The sequence below is a fragment of the Gilliamella sp. B14384G10 genome, from assembly GCF_016101685.1.
Classification (GTDB): Bacteria; Pseudomonadota; Gammaproteobacteria; order Enterobacterales; family Orbaceae; genus Gilliamella; species Gilliamella apis_A.
In genome coordinates, this window is the sequence record NZ_JACFQA010000005.1 from 53131 (window position 1) to 76666 (window position 23536).

At 33.7% G+C, this 23536-nt stretch carries 21 protein-coding genes; 4 read left to right on the top strand and 17 right to left on the bottom strand.

The features are described from left to right. Positions 1 to 95: 95 nt before the first annotated feature. On the top strand, positions 96 to 1295 hold the full coding sequence (locus H3T54_RS10415; protein WP_198222411.1) for an enolase C-terminal domain-like protein: 1200 nt from the start codon (positions 96 to 98) through the stop codon (positions 1293 to 1295). 47 nt (positions 1296 to 1342) lie between these two features. On the opposite strand, the gene H3T54_RS10420 is transcribed toward H3T54_RS10415, so the two are convergent. The 5 genes from H3T54_RS10420 to dnaK form a co-directional block, all read right to left on the bottom strand. Then, the gene (locus tag H3T54_RS10420; RefSeq protein ID WP_366940014.1) at positions 1343 to 2065 is read right to left on the bottom strand and encodes a GntR family transcriptional regulator; all 723 of its coding nucleotides are present in this window, start codon (positions 2063 to 2065) and stop codon (positions 1343 to 1345) included. A gap of 192 nt (positions 2066 to 2257) precedes the next feature. Then, the gene (locus tag H3T54_RS10425) at positions 2258 to 2899 is read right to left on the bottom strand and encodes a peroxiredoxin-like family protein (protein WP_198222409.1); all 642 of its coding nucleotides are present in this window, start codon (positions 2897 to 2899) and stop codon (positions 2258 to 2260) included. After that, on the bottom strand, positions 2896 to 3393 hold the full coding sequence (locus H3T54_RS10430) for a MarR family winged helix-turn-helix transcriptional regulator (RefSeq protein WP_198222407.1): 498 nt from the start codon (positions 3391 to 3393) through the stop codon (positions 2896 to 2898). The genes H3T54_RS10425 and H3T54_RS10430 overlap by 4 nt, the downstream gene beginning before the upstream one ends. Before the next feature lie 195 nt (positions 3394 to 3588). Then, entirely contained in the window at positions 3589 to 4719 is a 1131-nt protein-coding gene (gene dnaJ, locus H3T54_RS10435; protein ID WP_110446910.1) for a molecular chaperone DnaJ, read from the bottom strand. A gap of 126 nt (positions 4720 to 4845) precedes the next feature. Next, a complete protein-coding gene (gene dnaK, locus H3T54_RS10440) occupies positions 4846 to 6765 on the bottom strand; it encodes a molecular chaperone DnaK (RefSeq protein ID WP_198201822.1) in 1920 nt (639 codons plus the stop codon). 229 nt (positions 6766 to 6994) lie between these two features. Here dnaK and satP point away from each other — a divergent pair, with 229 nt between their 5' ends. Further along, on the top strand, positions 6995 to 7573 hold the full coding sequence (satP, locus tag H3T54_RS10445) for an acetate uptake transporter (RefSeq protein WP_110446909.1): 579 nt from the start codon (positions 6995 to 6997) through the stop codon (positions 7571 to 7573). A gap of 70 nt (positions 7574 to 7643) precedes the next feature. On the opposite strand, the gene H3T54_RS10450 is transcribed toward satP, so the two are convergent. The 12 genes from H3T54_RS10450 to polA all read right to left on the bottom strand — a co-directional run bounded on the left by H3T54_RS10450 (position 7644) and on the right by polA (position 21473). Further along, positions 7644 to 8468, bottom strand: coding sequence for a hypothetical protein (locus H3T54_RS10450; RefSeq protein ID WP_110446908.1), 825 nt, complete (start codon positions 8466 to 8468; stop codon positions 7644 to 7646). Positions 8469 to 8699: 231 nt separating this feature from the next. Beyond that, entirely contained in the window at positions 8700 to 9143 is a 444-nt protein-coding gene (locus H3T54_RS10455; protein ID WP_198201825.1) for a PTS sugar transporter subunit IIA, read from the bottom strand. A 15-nt stretch (positions 9144 to 9158) separates the two neighbouring features. Continuing rightward, positions 9159 to 9656 carry a PTS sugar transporter subunit IIB gene (locus H3T54_RS10460; protein WP_065577934.1) on the bottom strand — a complete coding sequence of 166 codons (498 nt, stop codon included), beginning with the start codon at positions 9654 to 9656 and terminating at the stop codon, positions 9159 to 9161. 38 nt (positions 9657 to 9694) lie between these two features. After that, on the bottom strand, positions 9695 to 10555 hold the full coding sequence (locus H3T54_RS10465; RefSeq protein ID WP_198222405.1) for a PTS system mannose/fructose/sorbose family transporter subunit IID: 861 nt from the start codon (positions 10553 to 10555) through the stop codon (positions 9695 to 9697). A 43-nt stretch (positions 10556 to 10598) separates the two neighbouring features. After that, positions 10599 to 11423: a PTS sugar transporter subunit IIC gene (locus tag H3T54_RS10470; RefSeq protein ID WP_065614796.1), complete on the bottom strand. Its 825-nt coding sequence runs from the start codon at positions 11421 to 11423 to the stop codon at positions 10599 to 10601. A 61-nt stretch (positions 11424 to 11484) separates the two neighbouring features. Then, positions 11485 to 12465 (bottom strand): D-isomer specific 2-hydroxyacid dehydrogenase family protein, encoded by a 981-nt coding sequence (locus tag H3T54_RS10475; protein WP_198222403.1) that lies wholly within the window; start codon positions 12463 to 12465, stop codon positions 11485 to 11487. A 339-nt stretch (positions 12466 to 12804) separates the two neighbouring features. Further along, complete coding sequence (gene asnB / locus H3T54_RS10480; protein WP_110446905.1) at positions 12805 to 14478, bottom strand: asparagine synthase B; 1674 nt, start codon at positions 14476 to 14478, stop codon at positions 12805 to 12807. A 164-nt stretch (positions 14479 to 14642) separates the two neighbouring features. After that, positions 14643 to 14987: a YdbL family protein gene (locus H3T54_RS10485; RefSeq protein WP_198222401.1), complete on the bottom strand. Its 345-nt coding sequence runs from the start codon at positions 14985 to 14987 to the stop codon at positions 14643 to 14645. Between the two features lie 141 nt (positions 14988 to 15128). After that, complete coding sequence (locus tag H3T54_RS10490) at positions 15129 to 15314, bottom strand: YnbE family lipoprotein (protein WP_173795303.1); 186 nt, start codon at positions 15312 to 15314, stop codon at positions 15129 to 15131. 18 nt (positions 15315 to 15332) lie between these two features. Beyond that, positions 15333 to 16937: a YdbH domain-containing protein gene (locus H3T54_RS10495; RefSeq protein WP_198222399.1), complete on the bottom strand. Its 1605-nt coding sequence runs from the start codon at positions 16935 to 16937 to the stop codon at positions 15333 to 15335. A gap of 58 nt (positions 16938 to 16995) precedes the next feature. Next, positions 16996 to 18426: a glutamate--tRNA ligase gene (gene gltX, locus H3T54_RS10500; protein ID WP_198222397.1), complete on the bottom strand. Its 1431-nt coding sequence runs from the start codon at positions 18424 to 18426 to the stop codon at positions 16996 to 16998. Positions 18427 to 18698: 272 nt separating this feature from the next. Next, a complete protein-coding gene (gene polA / locus H3T54_RS10505; RefSeq protein WP_198222395.1) occupies positions 18699 to 21473 on the bottom strand; it encodes a DNA polymerase I in 2775 nt (924 codons plus the stop codon). A 204-nt stretch (positions 21474 to 21677) separates the two neighbouring features. Here polA and folE point away from each other — a divergent pair, with 204 nt between their 5' ends. Then, entirely contained in the window at positions 21678 to 22337 is a 660-nt protein-coding gene (folE, locus tag H3T54_RS10510) for a GTP cyclohydrolase I FolE (RefSeq protein ID WP_086363232.1), read from the top strand. Positions 22338 to 22598: 261 nt separating this feature from the next. Next, positions 22599 to 23534, top strand: a complete 936-nt coding sequence (gene ribF, locus H3T54_RS10515) for a bifunctional riboflavin kinase/FAD synthetase (RefSeq protein ID WP_110446900.1) — start codon at positions 22599 to 22601, stop codon at positions 23532 to 23534. Positions 23535 to 23536 lie beyond the last annotated feature (2 nt).

Sequence of the window (23536 nt, forward strand, 5' to 3'; positions counted from 1 at the left end):
ACCAATAATTTTTCACTAATATTTTGCTCTTTACAGATGTGAAAAATATCGGTAATTATATAAAAAGAAAAAATTTTAAAGAGGATACTAACCCTATGTTACCAACCCTTATCACTGACATTGAATGTATCATTACTAAACCTGATAGACATAATCTTGTTACCGTAATTATTTATACAGATAAAGATGTGATTGGTTATGGCTGTGCAACTTTTCAACAGCGCCCATTAGCCGTAAAAACCATTGTTGATGAATATTTAAAACCGTTGCTAATTGGCCGAGATGCCAATCATATTGAAGATATTTGGCAGATGTTAATGGTTAATGCTTATTGGCGTAATGGGCCAATCATTAATAATGCTATTGCTGGTATTGATATGGCATTATGGGATATTAAAGCCAAACTAGCGAATATGCCTCTTTATCAATTATTTGGTGGTAAATCAAAAGATGCGATAGAAGTGTATACTCATGCTACCGGTGAAACATTGTCAGAACTTTTTAAACAAGTTGACCAATGTATTAGTCAAGGTTATCGCCATATTCGTTGTCAGTTAGGGTTTTACGGTGGCAAACCAGAAGAATTGCATAGTCCACAACAGTCAAGTAGTGGTGCTTACTTTGATCAAGATCAGTATATGCAAAATACTTTAGAGATGTTTAAAAAGTTACGAGAAAAATATGGTTATAAAATTCATTTTTTGCATGATGTACATGAAAGATTATTTCCTAATCAAGCAGTCGCTTTTGCTAAACAAGTTGAGCAATATCAACCATATTTTATTGAAGATATTTTACCGCCTAATCAAAACCAATGGCTGGAGCAAATTCGTAACCAAACTTCAGTTGCTTTAGCGACCGGTGAACTATTCAATAATCCATTAGAATGGCAAGAGCTGATCATTCAACGTAGAATTGATTTTATTCGTTGCCATGTTTCACAAATTGGCGGAATTACACCTGCATTAAAATTAGCTACTTTTTGCCAACCATTTGGAATAAGAGTTGCTTGGCATTGCCCACCTGATATGACACCAATTGGAGCAGCTGTGAATACTCATTTAAATATTCATTTACATAATGCAGCAATTCAGGAATATATTCCTTATTCGGCAAATACACAGGCAGTATTTCCTGGTATTATTGCCGCCAAACAAGGCTATTTATATCCAATAGAGAAAATAGGCATTGGTGTTACACTAGATAAAGCTCAGGCAGATAAATATCCCGTGGTTTATCGACCACATGAATGGACACAAAGCCGCTTGCCCAATGGAGTTATACATACCCCATAAATCAAGATAATGAATATTTTTTAAATAACCTAAGTTGATTGATAAATTTACTTTTTATCATCAACTAATCTTAATTCAAAATTAGGTTTATTAAACGGTGTAATATAAGTACAAGTATAGTGAATATCAATAATTTCACTAATGGCATAAATTGCACCATTATTTAAAAAACACCGATTAATAATTTTCATTGCTGGCATGCCTTTTTTGCATTTGAGTAATTCAGATTCCTGACGATTAATGGCAACAGCTTGATATTGAGTTAGATAATGGGATATCTCATAGCCTTTACTTAATACATATTGTTGAATAGAGTTTTCAATATTTTTTTGTTTCAGATCAGGAAAATATCGACAAGGTAACTTAGAAATCTCAATTTGGGTACCTCGACCGTCAACAAAACGAATACGATGAAACTCCCAAATATATTCATCATCAGTTAGATTAAATGTTTGTTTTTCTTCCAACTGTACTCGTCGTTTACGAAATAAAATCAGTTTAGAGTTGATTTGATCATAATGTTTTTCAGTCAGCGAATTATAAATTAAAGGATTATTTTTAGCTTGTTGATTAATAAAAGCACCCGAACCTTTTTGAACCGAAATAATACCAATTTGCAGCAGTTTTTCTAGCGCTTTACGTATAGTATGACGAGAGACTCCATAACTTTCCGCAAGCTCTCGTTCGGGAGGCAATTTTTGATTAACAAAACTTAATTGTTGATAAATTCGCCCTAACAGATCTTGAGCAATAAAATCTTTTTTCTTTATCTTCACAAGCTGTTACCTTATAACTCACTCACAGCAGAACAACAACGTCATATTATTAAGTATGTTCTCACGATTAAAATGTAACTTTATAGTTTTAATTAAATTTAATATAAAAAGGGATAATATTTTATATTATCCCTTTTTATATCAGATTAGTAACATTTTATATTATTAAATAAATTTAAATCTTTATTAGTTTAATACATTTATTAATTCGGATATATCAGCTCGTTCCATATAATTAGCATTAACATAAGCAAAATAAATCTTTTTATCTTGCCCAATTAAATAAGTTGCTGGTATTGGCAATGTATAGCTATCATCGCCATTAAAATCCAATAAATTAGCACCTAAACTATTATATAACTCTCTAACTTTTTCAGGTAATGTGAATACTAAACCAAACTTATTAGCTATGTTATTTTTAATATCTGATAGTATCGTTATCGACATCGATTTTTCTTGTTTTAACTGTGCGCTAATTGAAGCTTTCTGCGGTGAAATAGCAATAAAATGCATATTTTTAACTTGCTGAATCAGCTCTAAATTATTTTGAAAATGTTCTAATTCTTTTACACAGAACGGGCACCAACTACCTCGAAAGAAACTAATAATTACGGGTTGAGTTTCAAGTAATTTGTATAAATTGATTTCTTGATTATCAGTTGATATTAGTGAAAAGTCTGGTGCAATATCTCCACATTGTAAAGAATCACTATCTAGTTTTTCACTTAACATATCTGCTAATGAGTTATCCAAAATATTTTGTACATCTTGGGGTAATTGAGTAATTAAATCTCGTCTTAACCTTTGTAAATCTTCAATTAGTTTCATTTAACGATTTCCTTTCTTGATACATTTTCATGAATTTGGCTTAATACCTTTTTGAATATAGCAACATCATTATCAGATAAATTATTAGTTATTTTTTCTATCCAAAAACTGTGCTCTTTTAACGTTTCCGTCAATAAATCCATTCCTGCTAGGGTTAAACAAATAATAGAAATTCTTTTGTCATTGTCATCATTTCTTTTTGATACTAGCTGATCATTAATTAGAGAACTAACAAGTGTTGTTGTTGAAGCTTTAGTTATCCCTAATAATTTAGCAATTTCTTGCAAAGATAATTCTTGGTATTCTTTTAATAAAACTAAAATAATTAATCGACTTTCTGAGAGATGATATTTCTGGAGACGTTTGGCACACTCTATATCAATTAGATTAGCAACAGATAACAACGTAAAGCATGTTCGGATCTTTTCTAAATCTACCGTGTTTTGTTTCTTCAAAATATTGCAAAAAGATAAATAGCGATTTTCAAGCTGCATACTTTATATCCATAAAATTAGTTAGCCACCTTACTAATTTAATATACTAATTAAGATATGGTTTAATGTCAATAAGGGATATTGAATAATAAAGAAAAATATACGATATCTGAAAACAGCAATAATACTATTTAAAAAAGCAGAATAAAAAAATCGAGCCATTATTTGGCTCGATTGTATAATCAATAAAGAATGTTATCCAAAAAATTTCTTCACTTTATCAAGAAAGCTTTTTTCTTTTGGGCTATGTTTTGAGTTTTTATCCGATTTAAAACTTTCGCCTAACTCTTTTAATAACTCTTTTTGTTTGCTAGTTAGATTAACTGGTGTTTCAACTGCAACATGGCAATAGAGATCACCTACAGCACTGCCTCGTAATGATTTAATGCCTTTTCCACGTAACCTAAACATTTTACCGGTTTGTGTTTCTGCCGGTATGGTTAGGCTAACTTTACCGTTCAGGGTTGGTACTTCAACCTCACCACCTAGTGATGCTAACACAATATTAATTGGAATTTCGCAATGTAAATTAGTGCCATCTCGCTCAAAGATTGCATGCGGTTTTACTTGTACTTGTACATATAAGTCGCCAGCTGGAGCACCATTTAATCCCGCTTCACCTTCACCTGAAAGTCGAATACGGTTTCCTGTATCAACCCCAGCAGGAATAGTAACCGAAAGTGTTTTAGTTTTTTGAACACGTCCTTCGCCATGACACTTTTTACATGGATTTTTAACCACTTTTCCACGCCCATGACAAGTCGGACACTCTTGCTGCACAGCAAAAAAGCCTTGCCGCATTTGCACAACACCCGCACCGTGACAGGTATTACAAGTTACAACATCTGAAGCTTTTTCAGTTCCTTGACCATGGCAAACATCACAATTTACCCAAGTTGGTACTTTAATCTCTTTGCTTACACCGCTAGCAGCTTCTTCTAATGTTAATGAAATATTATATTGTAAGTCATTACCACGCGATGCTGCTTGACCTCGCCCTCGACCACCACCGAAGAAATCACTGAAGATATCATCAAATGCAGAACCGCCTCCAAAACCACCAAATCCGCCGAAACCACCAGCGCCACCTTGCCCTTGTTCAAAAGCAGCATGGCCATACTGATCATAAGCAGCTTTCTTTTGTGGATCGGTTAAGATTTCATAAGCTTCTTTAACTTCTTTGAATTTTGCTTCAGCTTCAGCTTTGTTATCCTGATTTTTATCCGGATGATATTTCATGGCTAGGCGTTTGTAGGCTTTTTTTATCTCAGTTTCACTGGCACTTTTACTCACGCCTAATGTTTCATAATAATCTTTCTTCGCCATAATTAACCTTTAAATTTAATCATTATATAAACAACTAAACGGGCTTGAGTTACCTCGCGCCCGTTTAATGTTTTACATGTTTAAAACTCGTTGCAATAACTCATTAAAAAACATATCAGTTAATGCTTATTTTTTTTCATCATCAACTTCTTTGAAGTCTGCATCAACAACATCATCTTGTCCTGCAGCACTTTCGCTATTGGCTTGACCTGCAGATTGATCTGCTTGAGCTTGTTGTTGAGCTAACTCAAGTAATTTTTTTGAAGCTTCCATTAATGCATTAATTTTAGCTTCGATCTCTGCTTTGTCTTCACCGCGAGCTGCATTTTCTAAATCACTCACAGCGCTTTCAATAGCTGTTTTATCATCAGCTGATAATTGATCACCAGCTTCAGTCACTTGTTTACGAGTTGAGTGAACAAGATGATCAGCTTGGTTACGAATTTGAGCTAATTCTTCGAATTTACGGTCTGCATCAGCATTTGCTTCAGCATCATTTACCATTTTTTGGATCTCTTCTTCGCTTAATCCTGAAGAAGCTTTAATGGTAATGTTTTGCTCACGACCAGTATTTTTATCTTTTGCTGATACATGCAAAATACCATCAGCATCGATATCAAAGGTTACTTCGATTTGTGGCATACCACGTGGTGCAGCTTGAATACCATCAAGGTTAAATTGACCTAATGATTTGTTGTCACTTGCACGTTTACGTTCACCTTGTAATACATGGATAGTTACAGCTGATTGATTATCTTCAGCTGTTGAGAATACTTGACTATGTTTTGTTGGGATAGTCGTGTTTTTCTCAATCAAGGTAGTCATTACACCACCCATTGTTTCAATACCTAATGATAATGGTGTTACGTCAAGTAATAATACATCTTTAACATCTCCACCTAATACACCGCCTTGTACTGCCGCACCAACAGCTACTGCTTCATCAGGGTTAACGTCTTTACGTGGTTCTTTACCAAAGAAATCTGCAACTGCTTTTTGAACCATTGGCATACGTGTTTGACCACCAACTAAGATGACATCTTTAATATCAGAAACACTAAGACCGGCATCTTTTAATGCTGTTTTAACAGGTTCCATTGAACGTTTAACTAAATCTTCAACTAATGATTCAAGTTTAGCGCGAGTCACTTTGATATTTAAGTGTTTTGGCCCACTTGCATCAGCCGTGATATACGGTAAGTTAATATCAGTTTGTTGCGCTGATGATAATTCAATTTTTGCTTTTTCAGCAGCTTCTTTTAAACGTTGCATTGCTAATGGATCATTTTTAAGATCAAATCCTTGTTCACGTTTGAATTCGTCAACTAAATAGTTAATTAAACGTGAGTCAAAATCTTCACCACCTAAGTGAGTATCACCATTCGTTGCTAATACTTCAAATGTTTTTTCACCGTCAACTTCATCAATTTCGATAATTGAAATATCAAAAGTACCACCACCAAGGTCATATACAGCAATAGTACGGTTGCCAACATCTTTATCTAAACCATAAGCCAACGCCGCTGCAGTTGGCTCGTTGATAATACGTTTTACATCTAAACCAGCAATACGACCTGCATCTTTGGTTGCTTGACGTTGCGCATCATTAAAATAAGCAGGAACTGTAATAACTGCTTCTGTAACAGGCTCACCAAGATAATCTTCTGCAGTTTTCTTCATTTTCTTTAATACTTCAGCAGAAATTTGTGGTGGAGCAATTTTTTGACCTTTAACATCAACCCAAGCATCACCATTATCAGCTTTAACAATTTTATATGGCATAATACCAACATCACGTTGTACTTCAGCATCTTCATAACGACGACCGATTAAACGTTTAATTGCAAATAATGTATTTTGTGGATTAGTTACGGCTTGGCGTTTAGCTGGTTGACCAACTAAGATTTCACCATCTTGAGTGTAAGCAATGATGGAAGGGGTTGTGCGATCACCCTCGGCATTTTCTAATACTTTTGCTTGACCATTATCCATTACTGCAACACATGAATTTGTTGTACCTAAATCGATACCAATAATTTTACCCATAATCTTTTCTCCTCAAACCTGTATTTTATTTCTTATATATAAGACTGAAAACATCGTTTTCAAGTCCCATTTTAGATAAAGAAATGTTTTTGTTTTCACATAAATGGGAACAATATTATTAATATCAAGGGGTGATACAAAATTATTTTTTACAAAATCTTGATTATCAGCTTTTCAACACTTATTATTGCCGCTCTTTTTTTTACGAAAATTAATTTATAGGATCCTTATGGAACAAATAAAACTTGCAAATCCAGGTCCACTTGGACTAATGGGTTTTGGTATGACTACAATTTTATTAAATATTCATAATGCAGGATTTTTTCCAGTTATGACGGCAATCGCTTCTATGGGTATTTTTTATGGTGGATTAGCCCAAGTAATCGCAGGAATTTTAGAATTCCGTAAAGGAAATACCTTCGGAACAACAGCGTTTACTTCATACGGTTTCTTTTGGATTGCTTTAGTTGGTATTTGGTATTTACCTACTTCACCAGTAACTGCACCTACCGATGCAACCTTTTTAGGGATTTTTCTAGCACTGTGGGGGATTTTTACCGCATTTATGTTTATTGGTACATTAAAAGCTAACCGAGCATTACAATTTGTTTTTGCTAGCTTAACCATTTTATTCGCTCTATTAGCAATTGGTAATATTTCTGGTAACCATGACATTATTCATATTGCTGGTTTTGAAGGTATAATTTGTGGTGCGAGTGCAATTTATCTTGCAATGGCTGAAGTTCTAAATGAACAATTTGGTCGTACAATTCTACCTATTGGTGCAGCAAAAGGCGCTACACATTAGTTCATCACAATTCTGATACCTACTCAATTCTATCGGTAGGTATCAAGTTCTTTTCCACAACAATCCATTATCATTTTTCATTCATCAATGCTCGGCATACATCTCGTAGTGATTGTGTATGTTTTTCTAATCTTTCATCAGATAAATAATTGTCTTTAGACGAGTGAGCATTTTTTATTAGAATTTTATTATCTTCATTTATATCACCTGATGTGATCATAATGTAATTAGATAATGTCGTTTCAATACTCCCATCATGAAAATGAACATCCGCTATATTTAGATCACATCCTTGTGGTTTAAAAAAAACTAAATCATCACCATTCGCAATACTATCCAAAAAAATAAATTTTTTATCTTTGATTTGCTTAGCATAGCTTTCTAACATTTTTAGACCATATTGGCCACTATTGCCGCCATCATAAAGAACAAAAGCGATTTTTTTCTTTTGTTTTTTATCTAACTTATTAATAAGATTAATAATAGTAATAATACTTGATGAATTACAAACGAAATTTTTAGTGTTTGGAATCCCACTCTTAAATTTGGCAATTAAGAAAAACAACAGCACTGTTGAAACTATAGCTGAAATGCCAGAAACACTGAAAAAGCCATTAATCCGGATATCAGGTAAAAAAACTAGGTAATTTAATATTAATGATGCAATGAATAAAAATATAAACGGAGCAACACTAATAAAGTAAGTCAGCTTACTAAATTGTGATTGAAAAGCATACGTTTTCTGCAAATTAAAATTATTGATCCCAGTATCGTAATTAGTACAAATAACGACCTCTGCTTTATTAAGATCGCCGATATAAGCATTATAATAATTTTGATAACGTCTAGTCGCTAATTTTAATTTAGATAGTTTCGCATCCACTTGATAACCCAATGGAGCTAATTCCTTAGATATTATCCTTAAAAAAGAGATTTTCTCTTTTGGATTAAACCTTTTACCAAATATGATGCCATATCGCAAAATCAGATCTTTCAATATTTCCATTATTAATAAACTATTTTTATATAAAGTTAGACAATATAGTTAATATGATTTTAAAAATCATATTAACTATAAATAGATTAAGATAAAAATTAACTTAATAACATTAAATTAGTTATTACATTAATAATCATCATCATTTTCATTGTTGTTTGATTGAGATATGTTAGCAACGGCATCTTGAATATTTTCATGCCCAGCCTCGATACTTTCCGCAGTAAGATCATTCAATGACACAGAATCTCTATTACATACTGCATTAATTACCATAGGCAGACTCATACCAGTAATGACTCGAACATTCATACCAAGCTCATTCCATTGTGGAACGCATTGCATCGAAGCATTATATGGAGATGCGCCATAAAGGTCGACAAATATAAGAACACCATCGCCAGAATCTAAAGATTTTGAACAATTGAATAAATCAGTTTTTAACTGATTTATATCTTGTCCAGGATTAAGTGATAATGATTCAAATTGGCTTTGTTCTCCAACAATCATTTTCACACTGTCTTTTATTCCAGCCGCCATACTTCCATGGCTAACTAATAGAACACCGATCATGTTATTAATCCTATATTATTCAAACATTTTAATTACTTCACTTAAAGGTACTTTCTTTAATGAAGGCGTTGCTTGGCAATAAATATCCATATTCGGAAAACTATTTTGTAAATCAATTAATAAATCGAGTTGCTCTTTATTAATCGATACTTCTTTAATGATTGAGGTTGCCCCTGGAACCAGTGGTAAACCGCCAATATTAAGATTAGTTACAGGTACGCCAGATTTAATAATTTTATACATTACTTCAATATTTTTAGTAATTAAAATAACGTTAAAATCATCATATTGACGATCGTTCCAATACCTAACCGCACCATCTTCTTTTAATACTCTAATTTTATGACCAGTGCTGGCGCCTGCGCCAAGAATAATATTTTTGGTGAATTCATCATTTGCCGAATAATCATCTGCAACAAATAAAGCATTAGCGCCGGCTGCTTTTGAAACATTTGTTGCGACTTGACCATGAATAAGACGACTATCAACCCGAGCTAAAACAACTTTTCCCATAATTTAAAACCTCTATTATTATTTATATTTAATTATTTTTATAAAATACCAATTGCGGCTAAAACACCAAGAATAACAGTTAGCCCAATTAAAGCTCTTGTTACTTTCAATCCTTTCTTAGAAAAATAAAAATACAATCCCATTACAACAACAAGCGGTAATACTCCAGGTAAAATCTTATCCAGTGTATCTTGTATAATGAAATCTTTACCAGATAAGGTGAATTTTAAACTAGAGGAAACTTTAATATAGCTTGCAGCTAGAATACCCATCATAAATAGACCTAAAATAGATAAGGCTTCTATGATCATCTGCATCTTATTACCAACGACTTCTGTTGCCGCATTTCTACCTAATTTAAATCCTAATTGGGCAAAATAGTAACCAACAAATAGTTGATATAAAACAAATGCAACAAATGGGAATAACGCACCTATCGCTAATCCTTCTTGCGCCCATGGTAATGCGATGGCAATAAAAATATATTGTATAGTACCCGAGTCAATCGCATCCCCGATACCGGCCAAGGCTCCCATTAAACCGGCTTTAGTGTTATAAAGCACATCATTATCAATACTAATTGGTTTGTTTTGATAAACTTCATCAGCACGTACAGCTTCTAGTGAAGCCATAATTCCTGAAATAGTTCCACCACCCCACGTGATTTGAGTATTAAAAAATAACAAATGTCGTTGGTAAGCAGCAGCTAATTCACTTTTTGATTTATATAACTTTTTAAGAATTGGCATTAATCCCCACATTAATGATGCCGCAAGATAACGGTCAAATGAGTGTGGAATTTCATTGGCATAATACCAACGTAACCATGCAAATGTGATATCTTTTTTAGTAATCATTTCTGGCTTTAGATCAATACTTTCTTGTACTATTTCTGTCATTATAAAATTCCTCTTTCTAATTTATTAATCAAATAACTAATGATTAATAATCATCGTCATCAACTTGATTGTTATTATTTGAATTATTTCTAGGTTGATCTACCGCAGAATTTACTGCTTCATTTTTTGCAAGAACAAAAATAAAGGCAACTATTGCACCAACTATTGCATAAGTTACCATGGTAATATTTAGTGGTTTGGCAATAACCGCCATAAAATAGGCAAGTAAGAAGAAAATGATGTAGCTTTTTTTACCAATAACATAAATGGTTAATGCAATACCCACCGCAGCAAGCCCACCACCAATTACATTAAGAATATGGAAAACTAGTCCTCCCGCATTCGATTTAATCACATCAGCAATAATTGGTGCCCCAAAATATAACGCAACAAACATAAACGGTACGAACAATGCAAAACTACAAATTATTGGTAACACGATGATAGAAAAGGTTAATCCTTTACTATTAGCTTCTTCGGCATATTTTTCTGTTAATTTCATAATCATGGTATTAAAGAAAAATCTTAATTGATACAAGTAAGATCCTAATAAACCTACCGGTACTGCCACAGCTACGGCGGCTGTTGGTTCCATTTTACCCAACAATGCGACGGGAACAGCAACTGCTGTTGCTATAGCTGGTTCTGATGGCATTTGCCCACCAGGTGAAAAAACACCCATATAAATCAACTGAATAGCAGCTGTTGTTATCATTGCATTAGGAATGTCATTAAATACAATCCCAACAATTAAACCGGTCATCATTGGTGTAAATCGTAACGTTAACGTAGCACCACCTAGACCCCGAGACATGACCATTGCAACCCATATTGATATAATAGCTGCTTGAAGAAACGTTACATGCATTTCTTGCATATATAAACTCCTTACTATTTTTATAATTAATTAGTTAGTTTCAGTTAAATGATTAAGAAACCACCGATTGTAGCTCTAAGTTATTAACAAAATTTTCTACATCTTGTACACATTTTTCCCCCATACCTTGCAGACACTCAATTGCATAAGCAGAAGTATGTGGTGTAACAAGAACTTTAGGATGTTTAACTAAAGGATGATCACTGTATGAAGGTTCAACATACATGACATCTGTTGCGTGACCAGCTACAGTGCCATTATCGAGCGCATTTATAAGTGCAGTTTCATCAATTAATTCGGCTCGAGCAGTGTTAGTTATATAAACGCCTTTTTTCATCAAAGAAAATTGCGGTGCTTTTAAAATATGATAGCTAGTTTCATTTAATGAGGCATTTAACGAGATGATATCTGCATTTTGCAGTAAATAATCTAACTCAACAATTTCAATATTATTTTTGTTAGCCCAATCAACATTAACTTTTGGATCCACCACCAATAGGCGAGCATTAAATCCATGTTTGAAAATTTCTGCCACGCGACTACCAATGTTGCCACAGCCAATAATACCAATTACTTTACCCGTAACATTGATACCTAAAAAAGAGGCTCTTTTCTTCCATTCATCTGACTTAACCGCTTCTTGTGATTGAACTGTTTGTCTAATTAATGCAAGTAAATTAGTCACTGCATTTTCAGCAACAGCATCACGTTCAACCAAAGGAGGAACGATAGTAACTATTGTGCCATGCTCTTTGGCAGCAACAACATCAACATTATTGAATCCGATGCCATGACGGGAAAGTAATAGTAGCGGTTGTTTTTTATTATCAAAAAACTCTTTGTTAAAAAAAGGTCTAACACTGGCAATAACAATATTAAAATCTTGCAATGCTTCAGCTAATTCCTTCCCTGGAATATTATTTTCAAAAGTAAAATGTTTTACTTCACCTATTTTTTCTAATCTTTCTAGATGATTAGGAAAATATTTTCCAAAACTACTTGAGTTGATTATAGCGATTTTATAATTTTTCACTCAATGCTCCTAATTCATGATTTATATACTTATATAAAGTTATTTATAGGAATATAAATATTATTTTATTTCCATTCAGCCACAATGTGACTGGTAACATTTAGTATAGTTTATAAACTTTTTAAAAAAGTGAATTTAGATCACATATTTAATAAAAAATTATTTTCTATGATTGTTTGGTAGCAAATTGAATGAATAAGAAAGGTAGAATTGAAAAACAATTTATTGATTATATTATCGATTTTTATAATTATATAATCTAAACATGAATATTTTTAACAAATTATTTAGATATAAAAAAAGGGCATAATGCCCTTTTTCAGATTAAATTAGTTAATATTACTTTTTATAAGCATCATTATGTACACCAACCGCTGCACGACCTGATGGATCATTTAGATTTTTAAATGACTCATCCCATTCAATTGCTTTAGCTGTTGAACAAGCCACTGTAGGACCACCAGGTACACAATGCGCAGCACTTTCAACTGGGAATAATTCATCAAAAATTTCACGATACATATAAGCTTCTTTTGAAGTTGGCGTATTGTATGGGAAGCGGAATTTTGCATTTTCCAACTGTTGATCGGTAATTTTGCTTTCGGCAATCTCTTTTAAAGTATCGATCCAACTATAACCTACACCGTCAGAAAATTGCTCTTTTTGACGCCAAACCACTGATGCTGGTAAATAAGATTCAAATGCTTCACGAACAATATGTTTTTCCATCTTACCGTTACTACCACACATTTTATCCTGTGGGTTAATGCGCATAGCAACATCTAAGAATTTTTTATCTAAGAATGGTACCCGAGCTTCAACACCCCAAGCAGCCATTGCTTTATTAGCACGCGCACAGTCATACATATGCAGTGCCGCTAATTTACGCACAGTTTCTTCATGGAATTCTTGAGCATTTGGCGCTTTATGGAAATATAGATAACCACCAAATACTTCATCAGCACCTTCACCTGATAGAACCATTTTAATACCCATAGCTTTAATTTTTCTTGCCATTAAGTACATCGGTGTTGAGGCACGAATCGTTGTTACATCATAAGTTTCAATGTAATAAATTACATCACGAATTGCATCAATCCCTTCTTGTATTGTGAAGTTAATTTCGTGATGAACAGTACCTAAATGATCGGCAACTGCTTGGGCAGCTTTAAGATCAGGTGCACCTTTTAAACCAACCGCAAACGAGTGTAATTGTGGCCACCATGCTTCTGATTTTTCATGATCCTCAACTCGACGCGCAGAAAACTTTTTAGTAATCGCTGAGATAACTGAAGAATCAAGTCCACCAGATAGTAAAACACCATAAGGAACATCAGACATAAGATGGCTTTTTACTGACTCTTCTAATGCGACACGAAGTTCATTGATATCTGTCTTATTATCTTTGACATTATCATATTCCATCCAATCTCGTTTGTAGTAGGTCTTAATTTCACCCTCGGTACTAGAAAGATAACAACCAGGAGGAAATGCTTCAATGGTTTTACAAACAGGTACTAAAGCTTTCATCTCAGAGGCAACATAAAATGTACCATTTTCATCATATCCCATATACATTGGGATAATACCAATATGATCGCGACCAATAAAATAGGTACCTTTGTTGATGTCATAAAGAATAAAAGCAAACATACCTTGTAGTTCATCAAGACAGTGAATACCTTTTTCTTGATATAAGGCTAGGATAACTTCACAGTCAGATCCTGTCTGAAATTCATAACGATCTTTGTACTGATTTCGGAGTTCTTGATGATTATAAATTTCGCCATTTACCGCTAAAACTAGGGTTTTGTCTTTATTATAAAGCGGTTGAGATCCTGTATTAACATCTACAATTGATAAACGTTCATGAGCTAAAATAGCTTTATCAGAAGCAAAAATACCAGACCAGTCAGGTCCACGATGACGTTGTAGACTTGATAGTTCTAACGCTTTTGTTCGTAGTTGTTCTGGATCTGATTTAATATCAAGAATACCTAAAATCGAACACATTGATTTTCTCCATTTAAAATCGCCAAAGCGATACTATTTACAAATAAAACTTATTTTAATTATCACTGCAAGTAAATCACAAAAATAACAGGATACACATTATTGGTAAACAATTAAAGTACAATATCATTATACTTTTTCTATTGTTGTAATAAAGTTTGCCATTATTTTTTTAACCACTGCCCTTGTTGTTTGATATATTGGCCTGCTGGCGTTTTTTCTTGTGCTTTACTGCCTGCACGACTCTGCACATCAGACAAAGGTACTTTAGTTTCTGCAGAGACTTTTTGATATTGCTGTTTACGAGCCTGATTAATTAATTGCGCAATTTCGCTAGCATTACCTTCATTTTTGACCACGCCTAGATAACCATCAGCTTGTTCACCAACCAAACCATTAGCTTTGGCTTGACCTAATTCATTAATTGCCTGATCTAAATTTAAAGCAAAAACAGGTAAAGCTAATATTATTGATAATAATGCTATCGTTGCTTTTTTATAGATATTCATAATAACCCCCTTATTAAATACATCATATTAAATTGTATTAAATATGTGTAAAAATTATTAAAAAATCATCTTATGTTGCGCAAGAGTAATTTTTTAGATTCACGACATTATTAGTAAATAACGATCGATAATAATATTAATTTAGTATAAACCTGATTTATTGATAATGTTATCTAAGGCTTTATCAACTTTAATATTAATTTCATGATCAATCTTAACATTTAAATTGATATTAATTGGTTCATTTGGCGCTTGTACCTTAACCGTTGGTGTACAGCCAATTAATACTGCGCTACACACGATAATAGTAATCATATTTTTTAGCATAATATAGCCTCTTATCTATCAAGATTTCCCTCTCAAATACGCTTCAATACGTTTTCGTATGGGGTCGTTAATCTGATCGGAAAGTTGTAAACTTATCAACAATTTTGCAATATTTTCTTCAAGATTAATATTTAAATTTACTGCTTTACCATTTTCAACATCTCGGTTACTGCCTTGGATATTTAATCCTAACTTTGCAATCTCATTAGCATAATTAACCGTACCTGATAATTTAGTATAATGAAAATTTTTAATAATATCAGTGAGAATTTTCATATTAGGATTGGCTTGTGCATAATTTTGCAATGCTGAATTTTCAAACCGCAAAAAGCCCTCATTGACCGTTACTAATTGACCATTTTTGATAATAACTTCGGTCAAAGCGGTGCCTTTTTTAGTAGAAGGCAATAAAGTAATCGGTAAAACACCATCAATCGCGCCTTCTCCAGCTAACCCCTCAGCAGGATATTTTGCAAAAATATCTTTAAGTTGTACCTTTTTTAACCTTAAATTAAATTTTTGGGGTAATTTTGCTAAATTCAATTGCCCTTTATCAAGAGAAACAGAACCAGAAAAAATAGCGGCTTGTGCTAATTGCCATTTTACAACTCCTTTATTTGGTGCAGCTAAAGATGCTGAATAACTACCAGCTAATTTTACTTTTTCAAAAATAACACCAATATTCACTTGTTGAATGGTTAATGCTGAAGTTGTAACAGTAAATTGATTATTGTTGAATAAAAGATTTATATCCCCCAAAGCGGATTTAAATTCGCTTGCCTTATATATGCCGTCAAATTTATTAATTGTTAATGATGATTTGACGTTAACTTGATTAGCTTTAAATGGAATCGGCAATGCTGCATCAAGAGTTAATTTTCCGATTAATGGTTTAATAATTAAATCATCGGAAAAATTCGCTTTTTCAATATTAACTAGTGCTTTATCGGTACTTTTTAAAGTAAATAGCTTATCGGTTAAAACACCACTGAATGGTAAAGTTAAACTACCTTTTTCAATACCAAAATACGATAAAGATGTGGTCAAAACACCATTTTCAATTTCAACCGATGAATTTGATTGATTAAATGAGATATCAGCAGCAAGCGTTGCCATATCCTGAGAATTACTGGCTAGGTTGAGTTGTAAAGTATTTTGATTTTTAACCACTGCAACTTTCAGATTAAATAATTCACTATCTTGCTGGTGTAATATTAAATGTTCAATGTTAATATTTGTTGGTAACCAGGCAATAATAGTCGAAATCAATGAAGGTTCAAAAGTAGATTGATCAAGTTGTTGTAATTGATCATCTGCAATTTTCGTTACTGCTTGTGTATTGGTAAAATCGGCTTTTTGCCAATAGATATCGATATTTTTAGCGCTCAGCTGTGACCATGATATTTTCACATCGCTAGCCGTTACTGATAATTGTGATTGCTGAGCAATATTTAGTTCAGCAAAAGATAAACCATCCCAGCCGATGTTGATGCCTTGCCAGTCTATCGAAAGATTATATTCATCCTTAAATGCTAACCAATAACGCCATCCAGATAAACTTGCTATGATTATAATCAATAATATAAGCGACGGAATCCAATAACGTTTCTTTAAGCGAGCCATAATAAACTCTCAACAAGATAAAGTGAATCGCCGAGTTATTATCGGCGATTAAATGAGATTACGCTTGAGTTTGTTCTCTGTTAGCAATATAAGCCAATGCTTTATCTATTCTAGCTAAGGTGCGTTTTTTACCAACCGCATAAACAGTGGCATCAACTGAAGGTGATTGCCCAATTCCGGTTACAGCAACCCGAAGAGGCATACCAACTTTACCCATACCAACCTCAAGCTCAGCTGCTGTTGCTTCAATGGCATGGTGAATTTTATCGATTTGCCAATCAAAGTCAGAAATTGCTTCAATTTTAGCCTTAACCACTTCTAATGGCTCTTTGGCAACGGGGCGCAAATGCTTTTTAGCCGCATCAGCATCAAACTCAGCAAAATCTTGATAGCAATAGCTACTTGATTCAGCCATTTCTTTCAATGTTTTACAACGCTCACCAAATAATTTGACGATAGTAATCAAATCGGGGCCTTGATCTAAATCATAACCTTGTTGATTCATATGCCAAACTAAATGCTGTGCAACATAATCAGCGTCTAAATGATTAATATAATGATGATTTAACCAAAGTAGTTTTTCAGTATTAAATGCACTGGCCGACTTACTGACTGCATCTAAAGAAAAGTAACTCACCATTTCAGGCACCGAGAATATTTCTTGATCACCATGAGACCAACCAAGCCTAACTAGATAATTTAATAGTGCTTCAGGCAAATAACCATCATCACGATATTGCATAACACTTACCGCACCATGACGTTTCGAGAGTTTTTGCCCATCATCACCTAAAATCATCGATACATGACCATATTCAGGTAATGGTGCACCAAGCGCTTTAAGAATATTAATTTGTCGAGGGGTATTATTAATGTGATCTTCACCACGAATAACATGAGTAATTTCCATATCCCAATCGTCTACCACGACACAAAAATTGTAAGTTGGTGATCCATCAGTACGACGAATTATGAGATCATCAAGCTCTTTATTGGCAATTTCAATTGGTCCTCGAATTAAATCGTTGAAGACAACTACTCCATCAGTAGGATTAGCAAAGCGAACAACATGCGGTTCGTCATGATTATGCTGTTTTTGTACGTCATCACAACGGCAATGGCCATCATAACGAGCTTTTTCCCCATTCGCCATTTGCTGTTCACGTAATTTTTCTAATCGCTCTTTCGAACAATAACAACGATAAGCAGTACCATTAGCTAACATTTCGTCAATCACTTGATTGTAACGATCAAAGCGTTTAGTTTGAAAATATGGGCCTTCATCCCATGATAATTTTAACCAATTCATACCTTCCATAATCGCTTCAATCGCTTCTGGCGTTGAACGCTCAAGATCGGTATCTTCAATACGTAATACGAAAGCACCTTGTGCATGGCGAGTATATAGCCAAGAATAAAGTGCTGTACGAGCACCACCCACATGTAAGTAACCGGTTGGGCTTGGTGCAAAACGGGTTTTAATTTTCATGAAATAATCCTATTAATAACAAAAAAGAACACTCAAACGTCAATTCATTGCTCGCGCTCTTTTTTATTTAAACTCTTCTCATAAGTGAGAAAAATAATAACATTTTGTAATAAATTCAATTTAGTTGTTTATTCTAACACGCCAAAAGGTTTCGGCAAGCCATCGCTAACAGCATAAAATTAACAACTATTTTATAAAAGTATTGAGTAATTAACTATATATTTTAGTATAAAAATCAAACTATAACGTATAAGTTAATTTTAATAAAAAGATTAATGCGCTTCATCCCAATTATTACCAATACCAACATCAACTTTTAACGGTACTGAAAGTTGATAACAATTCTCCATAATTGATTTAATCAACGCACTATATTCACTCACCAACTCTTCTTTAACTTCAAACACCAGCTCATCGTGTACTTGCATCACCATTCTGATATTACCTGTCGGTTGATTTTTTATCCACTCACTCATTTTAATCATAGCGGTTTTGATGATATCTGCTGCAGTACCTTGCATTGGTGCATTAATTGCCGCACGTTCAGCGCCCCGTTTTTCAATACCATTGCCAGAAATGATTTTTGGTAAATATAATCGTCTTCCTGATAAAGTTTCCACATAGCCTTGTTGCGTTGCCAATTGGCGTGTTTCTTCCATATAAGCTTGTACACCAGGATAACGTTCAAAATAGCGATCAATATAGAATTGTGCTTCTTTACGGGGAAGATTAATTTGTTTCGATAATCCAAATGCACTCATACCATAAATCAAACCAAAATTGACTGCTTTCGCACGTCGTCTCTCTTCGGCTGTAACATCTGCCTCTGGTTTACTTAATACTTCACTCGCGGTAACCCTATGAATATCTTTATCATCAGCAAAAGCGCTAAGCAGACTTTGATCCTGTGATAAATGCGCCATAATACGCAACTCTATTTGCGAATAATCGGCTGAAATAATCTTATAACCTTGTGGTGCAATAAATGCTTGCCGAATTCTACGTCCTTCTTCATTACGTACAGGGATATTTTGTAAATTCGGATCATTTGATGACAACCGCCCAGTTACCGTACCAATTTGATTGTAATTGGTATGAATTCGATGGTCTATTGGACTTACCATCAACGGTAATTTATCAGTATAAGTGTTTTTCAGTTTTGCTAAGCTACGATAAAACAATATTTTACGCGGTAAAACATACTGCTCAGCAAGTTCACTCAACACATCTTCACTAGTTGATGGATCACCTTTTGGTGTCTTTTTTAAGACAGGTAATTGGTGTTTATCAAATAAAATAGCTTGAATCTGTTTTGGTGAAGAAGGATTAAATTTTTCACCTGCTAGGAAATGTAATTCGGCCTCTATTTCTAGCATTTTTTTATTTAATTCAATGGAATAATCATTTAACTGTCTAGCGTCAATTAACACCCCTGTCCTTTCCATATCGGCCAACACAATCGCCAACGGCATTTCAATATCGGTAAATAACTTACTGAGCTTGTGGTCTTTTTCCAGCTCAGGCCATAGTTTCTGATGAAGTTGCAAAGTAACATCCGCATCTTCAGCGGCATATTGCGTAGTTTTTTCAACTTCAATAGCATCGATAGTGACTTGTTTTTTATCAACCTTGGTTAATTCATTATAAGTAATAGTTTTAAGATGCAAATAACGATTCGCCATACTATCCATATCGTGTCGTTCAGTGCTATTTAAGACATATGACTCCAACATTGTATCATAAGCAATACCTTGCACATGGATACCATAATTAGCTAACACACTGTAATCAAATTTGGCATTTTGGGCGATTTTCTTAATTGCTGGGTTTTCTAATATTGGTTTTAATTTAGTTAATACATCATTTAATGGTAATTGATCTGGCACACCGAGATATTGGTGATTAATTGGAATATAAGCAGCTTGATAAGGTGCCACGCTTAATGATATGCCAACCAATTTAGCATGAATATGATCAACATTATCCGTTTCTGTATCAAAGGCAAATTGCTGACAGTTAGCTAATTTACTAACCCAATCATCTAATTGCTCATGGGTTAATATGCATTGGTAATCTGTATCAATTTTATCTTTAACGGTATCGCTTTCCTGTGAGAATAACGACATATTATCAATATCAGTAGCTGTTAGTTTTTGTTGTTTTAAAAAATTACCGGCTATTAATTCTTTTTGCCAACGATGAAAGCCATAATAGGCAAATAATTCGACTAATTTATTTACATCAAGATCTGTAACAAGTAGTTGTTCATTCGTAAAATCTAATGCCACATCGGTTTTAATGGTAGCTAATAGATAAGAAAGCTCTGCATCCTTTTGATTGTCTATTAATTTTTGCTTTAATGATTTAGCTCCTCGAATCGATAATTTCTCAATATCGTCTAAATGGTTATAAATATCTTTTACACTATCAAAAGCAGTTAATAAAGCCTGTGCTGTTTTTTCTCCAATTCCTGCTACCCCTGGGATATTATCGGAATTGTCACCTCTTAATGCTAAATAATCTATAATTTTTGCTGGTGGCACACCAAATTTATCCACAACACCTTGCGGATCAAGTGCGGTATTATTCATGGTATTAATCAGTGTAACTTTATCGCTTACTAATTGCGCCATATCTTTATCCCCAGTACTAATGAGTACCTGAAGATTTTCTTTTTCTGCTTGTTTGGCTAAAGTCCCGATCACATCATCGGCTTCAACACCTTCAATGCAAAGTAATGGTAAACCCATCGCTTTTAAAATGGTGTGAATGGGTTCAATTTGTGGCCGTAAATTTTCCGGCATCTCTTCACGAGTTGCTTTATATTCACTATAAATTTCATTACGAAATGATCCACCTTTAGCATCAAAAACTACCGCAATATGGGTAGGATTATATTGATTCATCAAGCTACGAATCATATTAATAACACCAAAAATAGCCCCAGTCGGTTCACCATTGGCATTGGTTAAAGGCGGACAAGCAAAAAAAGCCCGATAAAGATAAGAAGATCCATCAATTAAAATAATTGGCTCATTATTTGGCATCAATAGTTACCCAAATGTTATTAGATTTAATAACTATAAGTATAACCTAATTAACAGTAATATTGTTGCTGACTCCGATAATATAGTGTAAAAATAATCCAGATAATAACGAGCTTTTATCCAATCCAATGAATGAAAATTACTGTATATCACTATATGAGTAATATATAATGTGACATCTATTTTCGCCTGAGTACTAAATAAATGACAGAATTAAGTCTTGCTGCGCAAAAAGTCAAAGAGGCATTAGCAGCTAAAAATCTTGAAACCCCATCATGTCGTTTAGCTATGGAAAATAGCGAACGGAAAGCTAAAATCGAAGCGCATTTCCGAGAAATCATGAAACTCATGGAACTTGATTTGCATGATGATAGCCTCGCCGAAACGCCGCATCGAGTCGCAAAAATGTATGTTGATGAAATATTTTCCGGTCTTAATTATCATAATTTTCCGAAAATAACTCTTATTGAAAATAAAATGCAGGTTGATGAAATGATCACTGTTCGTGATATTACTTTAACCAGTGTTTGTGAGCACCATTTTGTCACCATCGATGGTAAAGCAACCGTTTCTTATATCCCGAAAGATAAAGTGATCGGTCTATCAAAAATCAATCGAATTGTTCAGTTTTTTTCACAACGGCCACAAGTACAAGAAAGATTAACCCAACAAATTTTGGTTGCATTGCAAACTCTACTTGGTACAGTTAATGTTGCAGTATCAATTGATGCAACACACTTTTGTGTAAAAGCCCGAGGCATTAAAGATTCAAATAGTTTAACCACCACTACCGCGTTAGGTGGCGGATTTAAAACTAATCCAAGTACTCGACAAGAGTTTTTAAGAGCGTTAAAACACTATTAATCAATAAAATAATCCAATATAAAGTATATGTTGGATTATTTATCAATAATCTACTAAAAACCAGTTATCGCTTATTTTATACTCACAACAGGAAAAATATAAACATGCCTGAGACTACCTCAAGCGTTTTTATATTAATCAATCACAATATTGCCGACACCGCCATAAAAAGCCCAATTGTTATTGCGTGCATCTTCAAGAAAGATTGGTATAATTGGCAGCTATTTTAGTGAAAACATAATAATTAACTAACACGCTTTAATGAAGATAATCCGCGGTATTGATAATTTAAACAATGAATTTACTCAGTGTGTACTTACATTGGGCAACTTTGATGGTGTGCACTTAGGACACCAACAATTAATAAATCATTTAATTGAACAAGGTAAAAAATTAAACTTACCCACAGCGGTTATGTTATTTGAGCCACAACCATTAGAGTTTTTCAGTAAGCGAGCACCAACTCGCTTAACTTCATTTAAAGAAAAAGTACGACTAATTGAAAAACTCGGTATCGACTATATTATTGCAGTACCCTTTACCCAAACTTTTGCCAATATGTCAGCCAATGCATTTATTCAAGACTGGTTGATTAATAAATTGAACGCTAAATATATTGTTATTGGTGATGATTTCCAATTTGGCCGAGACCGCAAAGGCGACATCAATCTGTTACAACAATATACTCCAAATAACCATTTTTCGGTTGAAAGTATGCAAACCTTTGTTTGGAATAATTTAAGAATCAGCAGTACAGCTGTTCGTGAAGCACTGTTTAATAGTGATTTTGAATTAGCTCGTTGCCTTTTAGGTCGTGATTACGCCATTCAAGGTAGAGTGGTGCATGGTAATGCATTAGCAAGACAATTAGGATTTCCAACCGCCAATATTCATTTGAATCGAAAAAAACCTGCTTTACAAGGGGTCTATTTTGTCAAAGTCAAAAACTGTTGTAGCAATCAATATTATCATGGCATTGCCAATATCGGTATTAGACCAACCATTGAAGGTAAAAAAGCAATTTTAGAAGTGAATCTATTTGACTTTTCAGGTGATATTTATGGACAATATTTAGACGTTACCTTTGTCTGTAAATTACGCGATGAGAAAAAATTTGATTCTTTAGCAGATTTAAAACAACAAATTTCACAAGATGTTTGCACTGCGAAACAGATCAGTGCAAAATTAACCAATTAAAA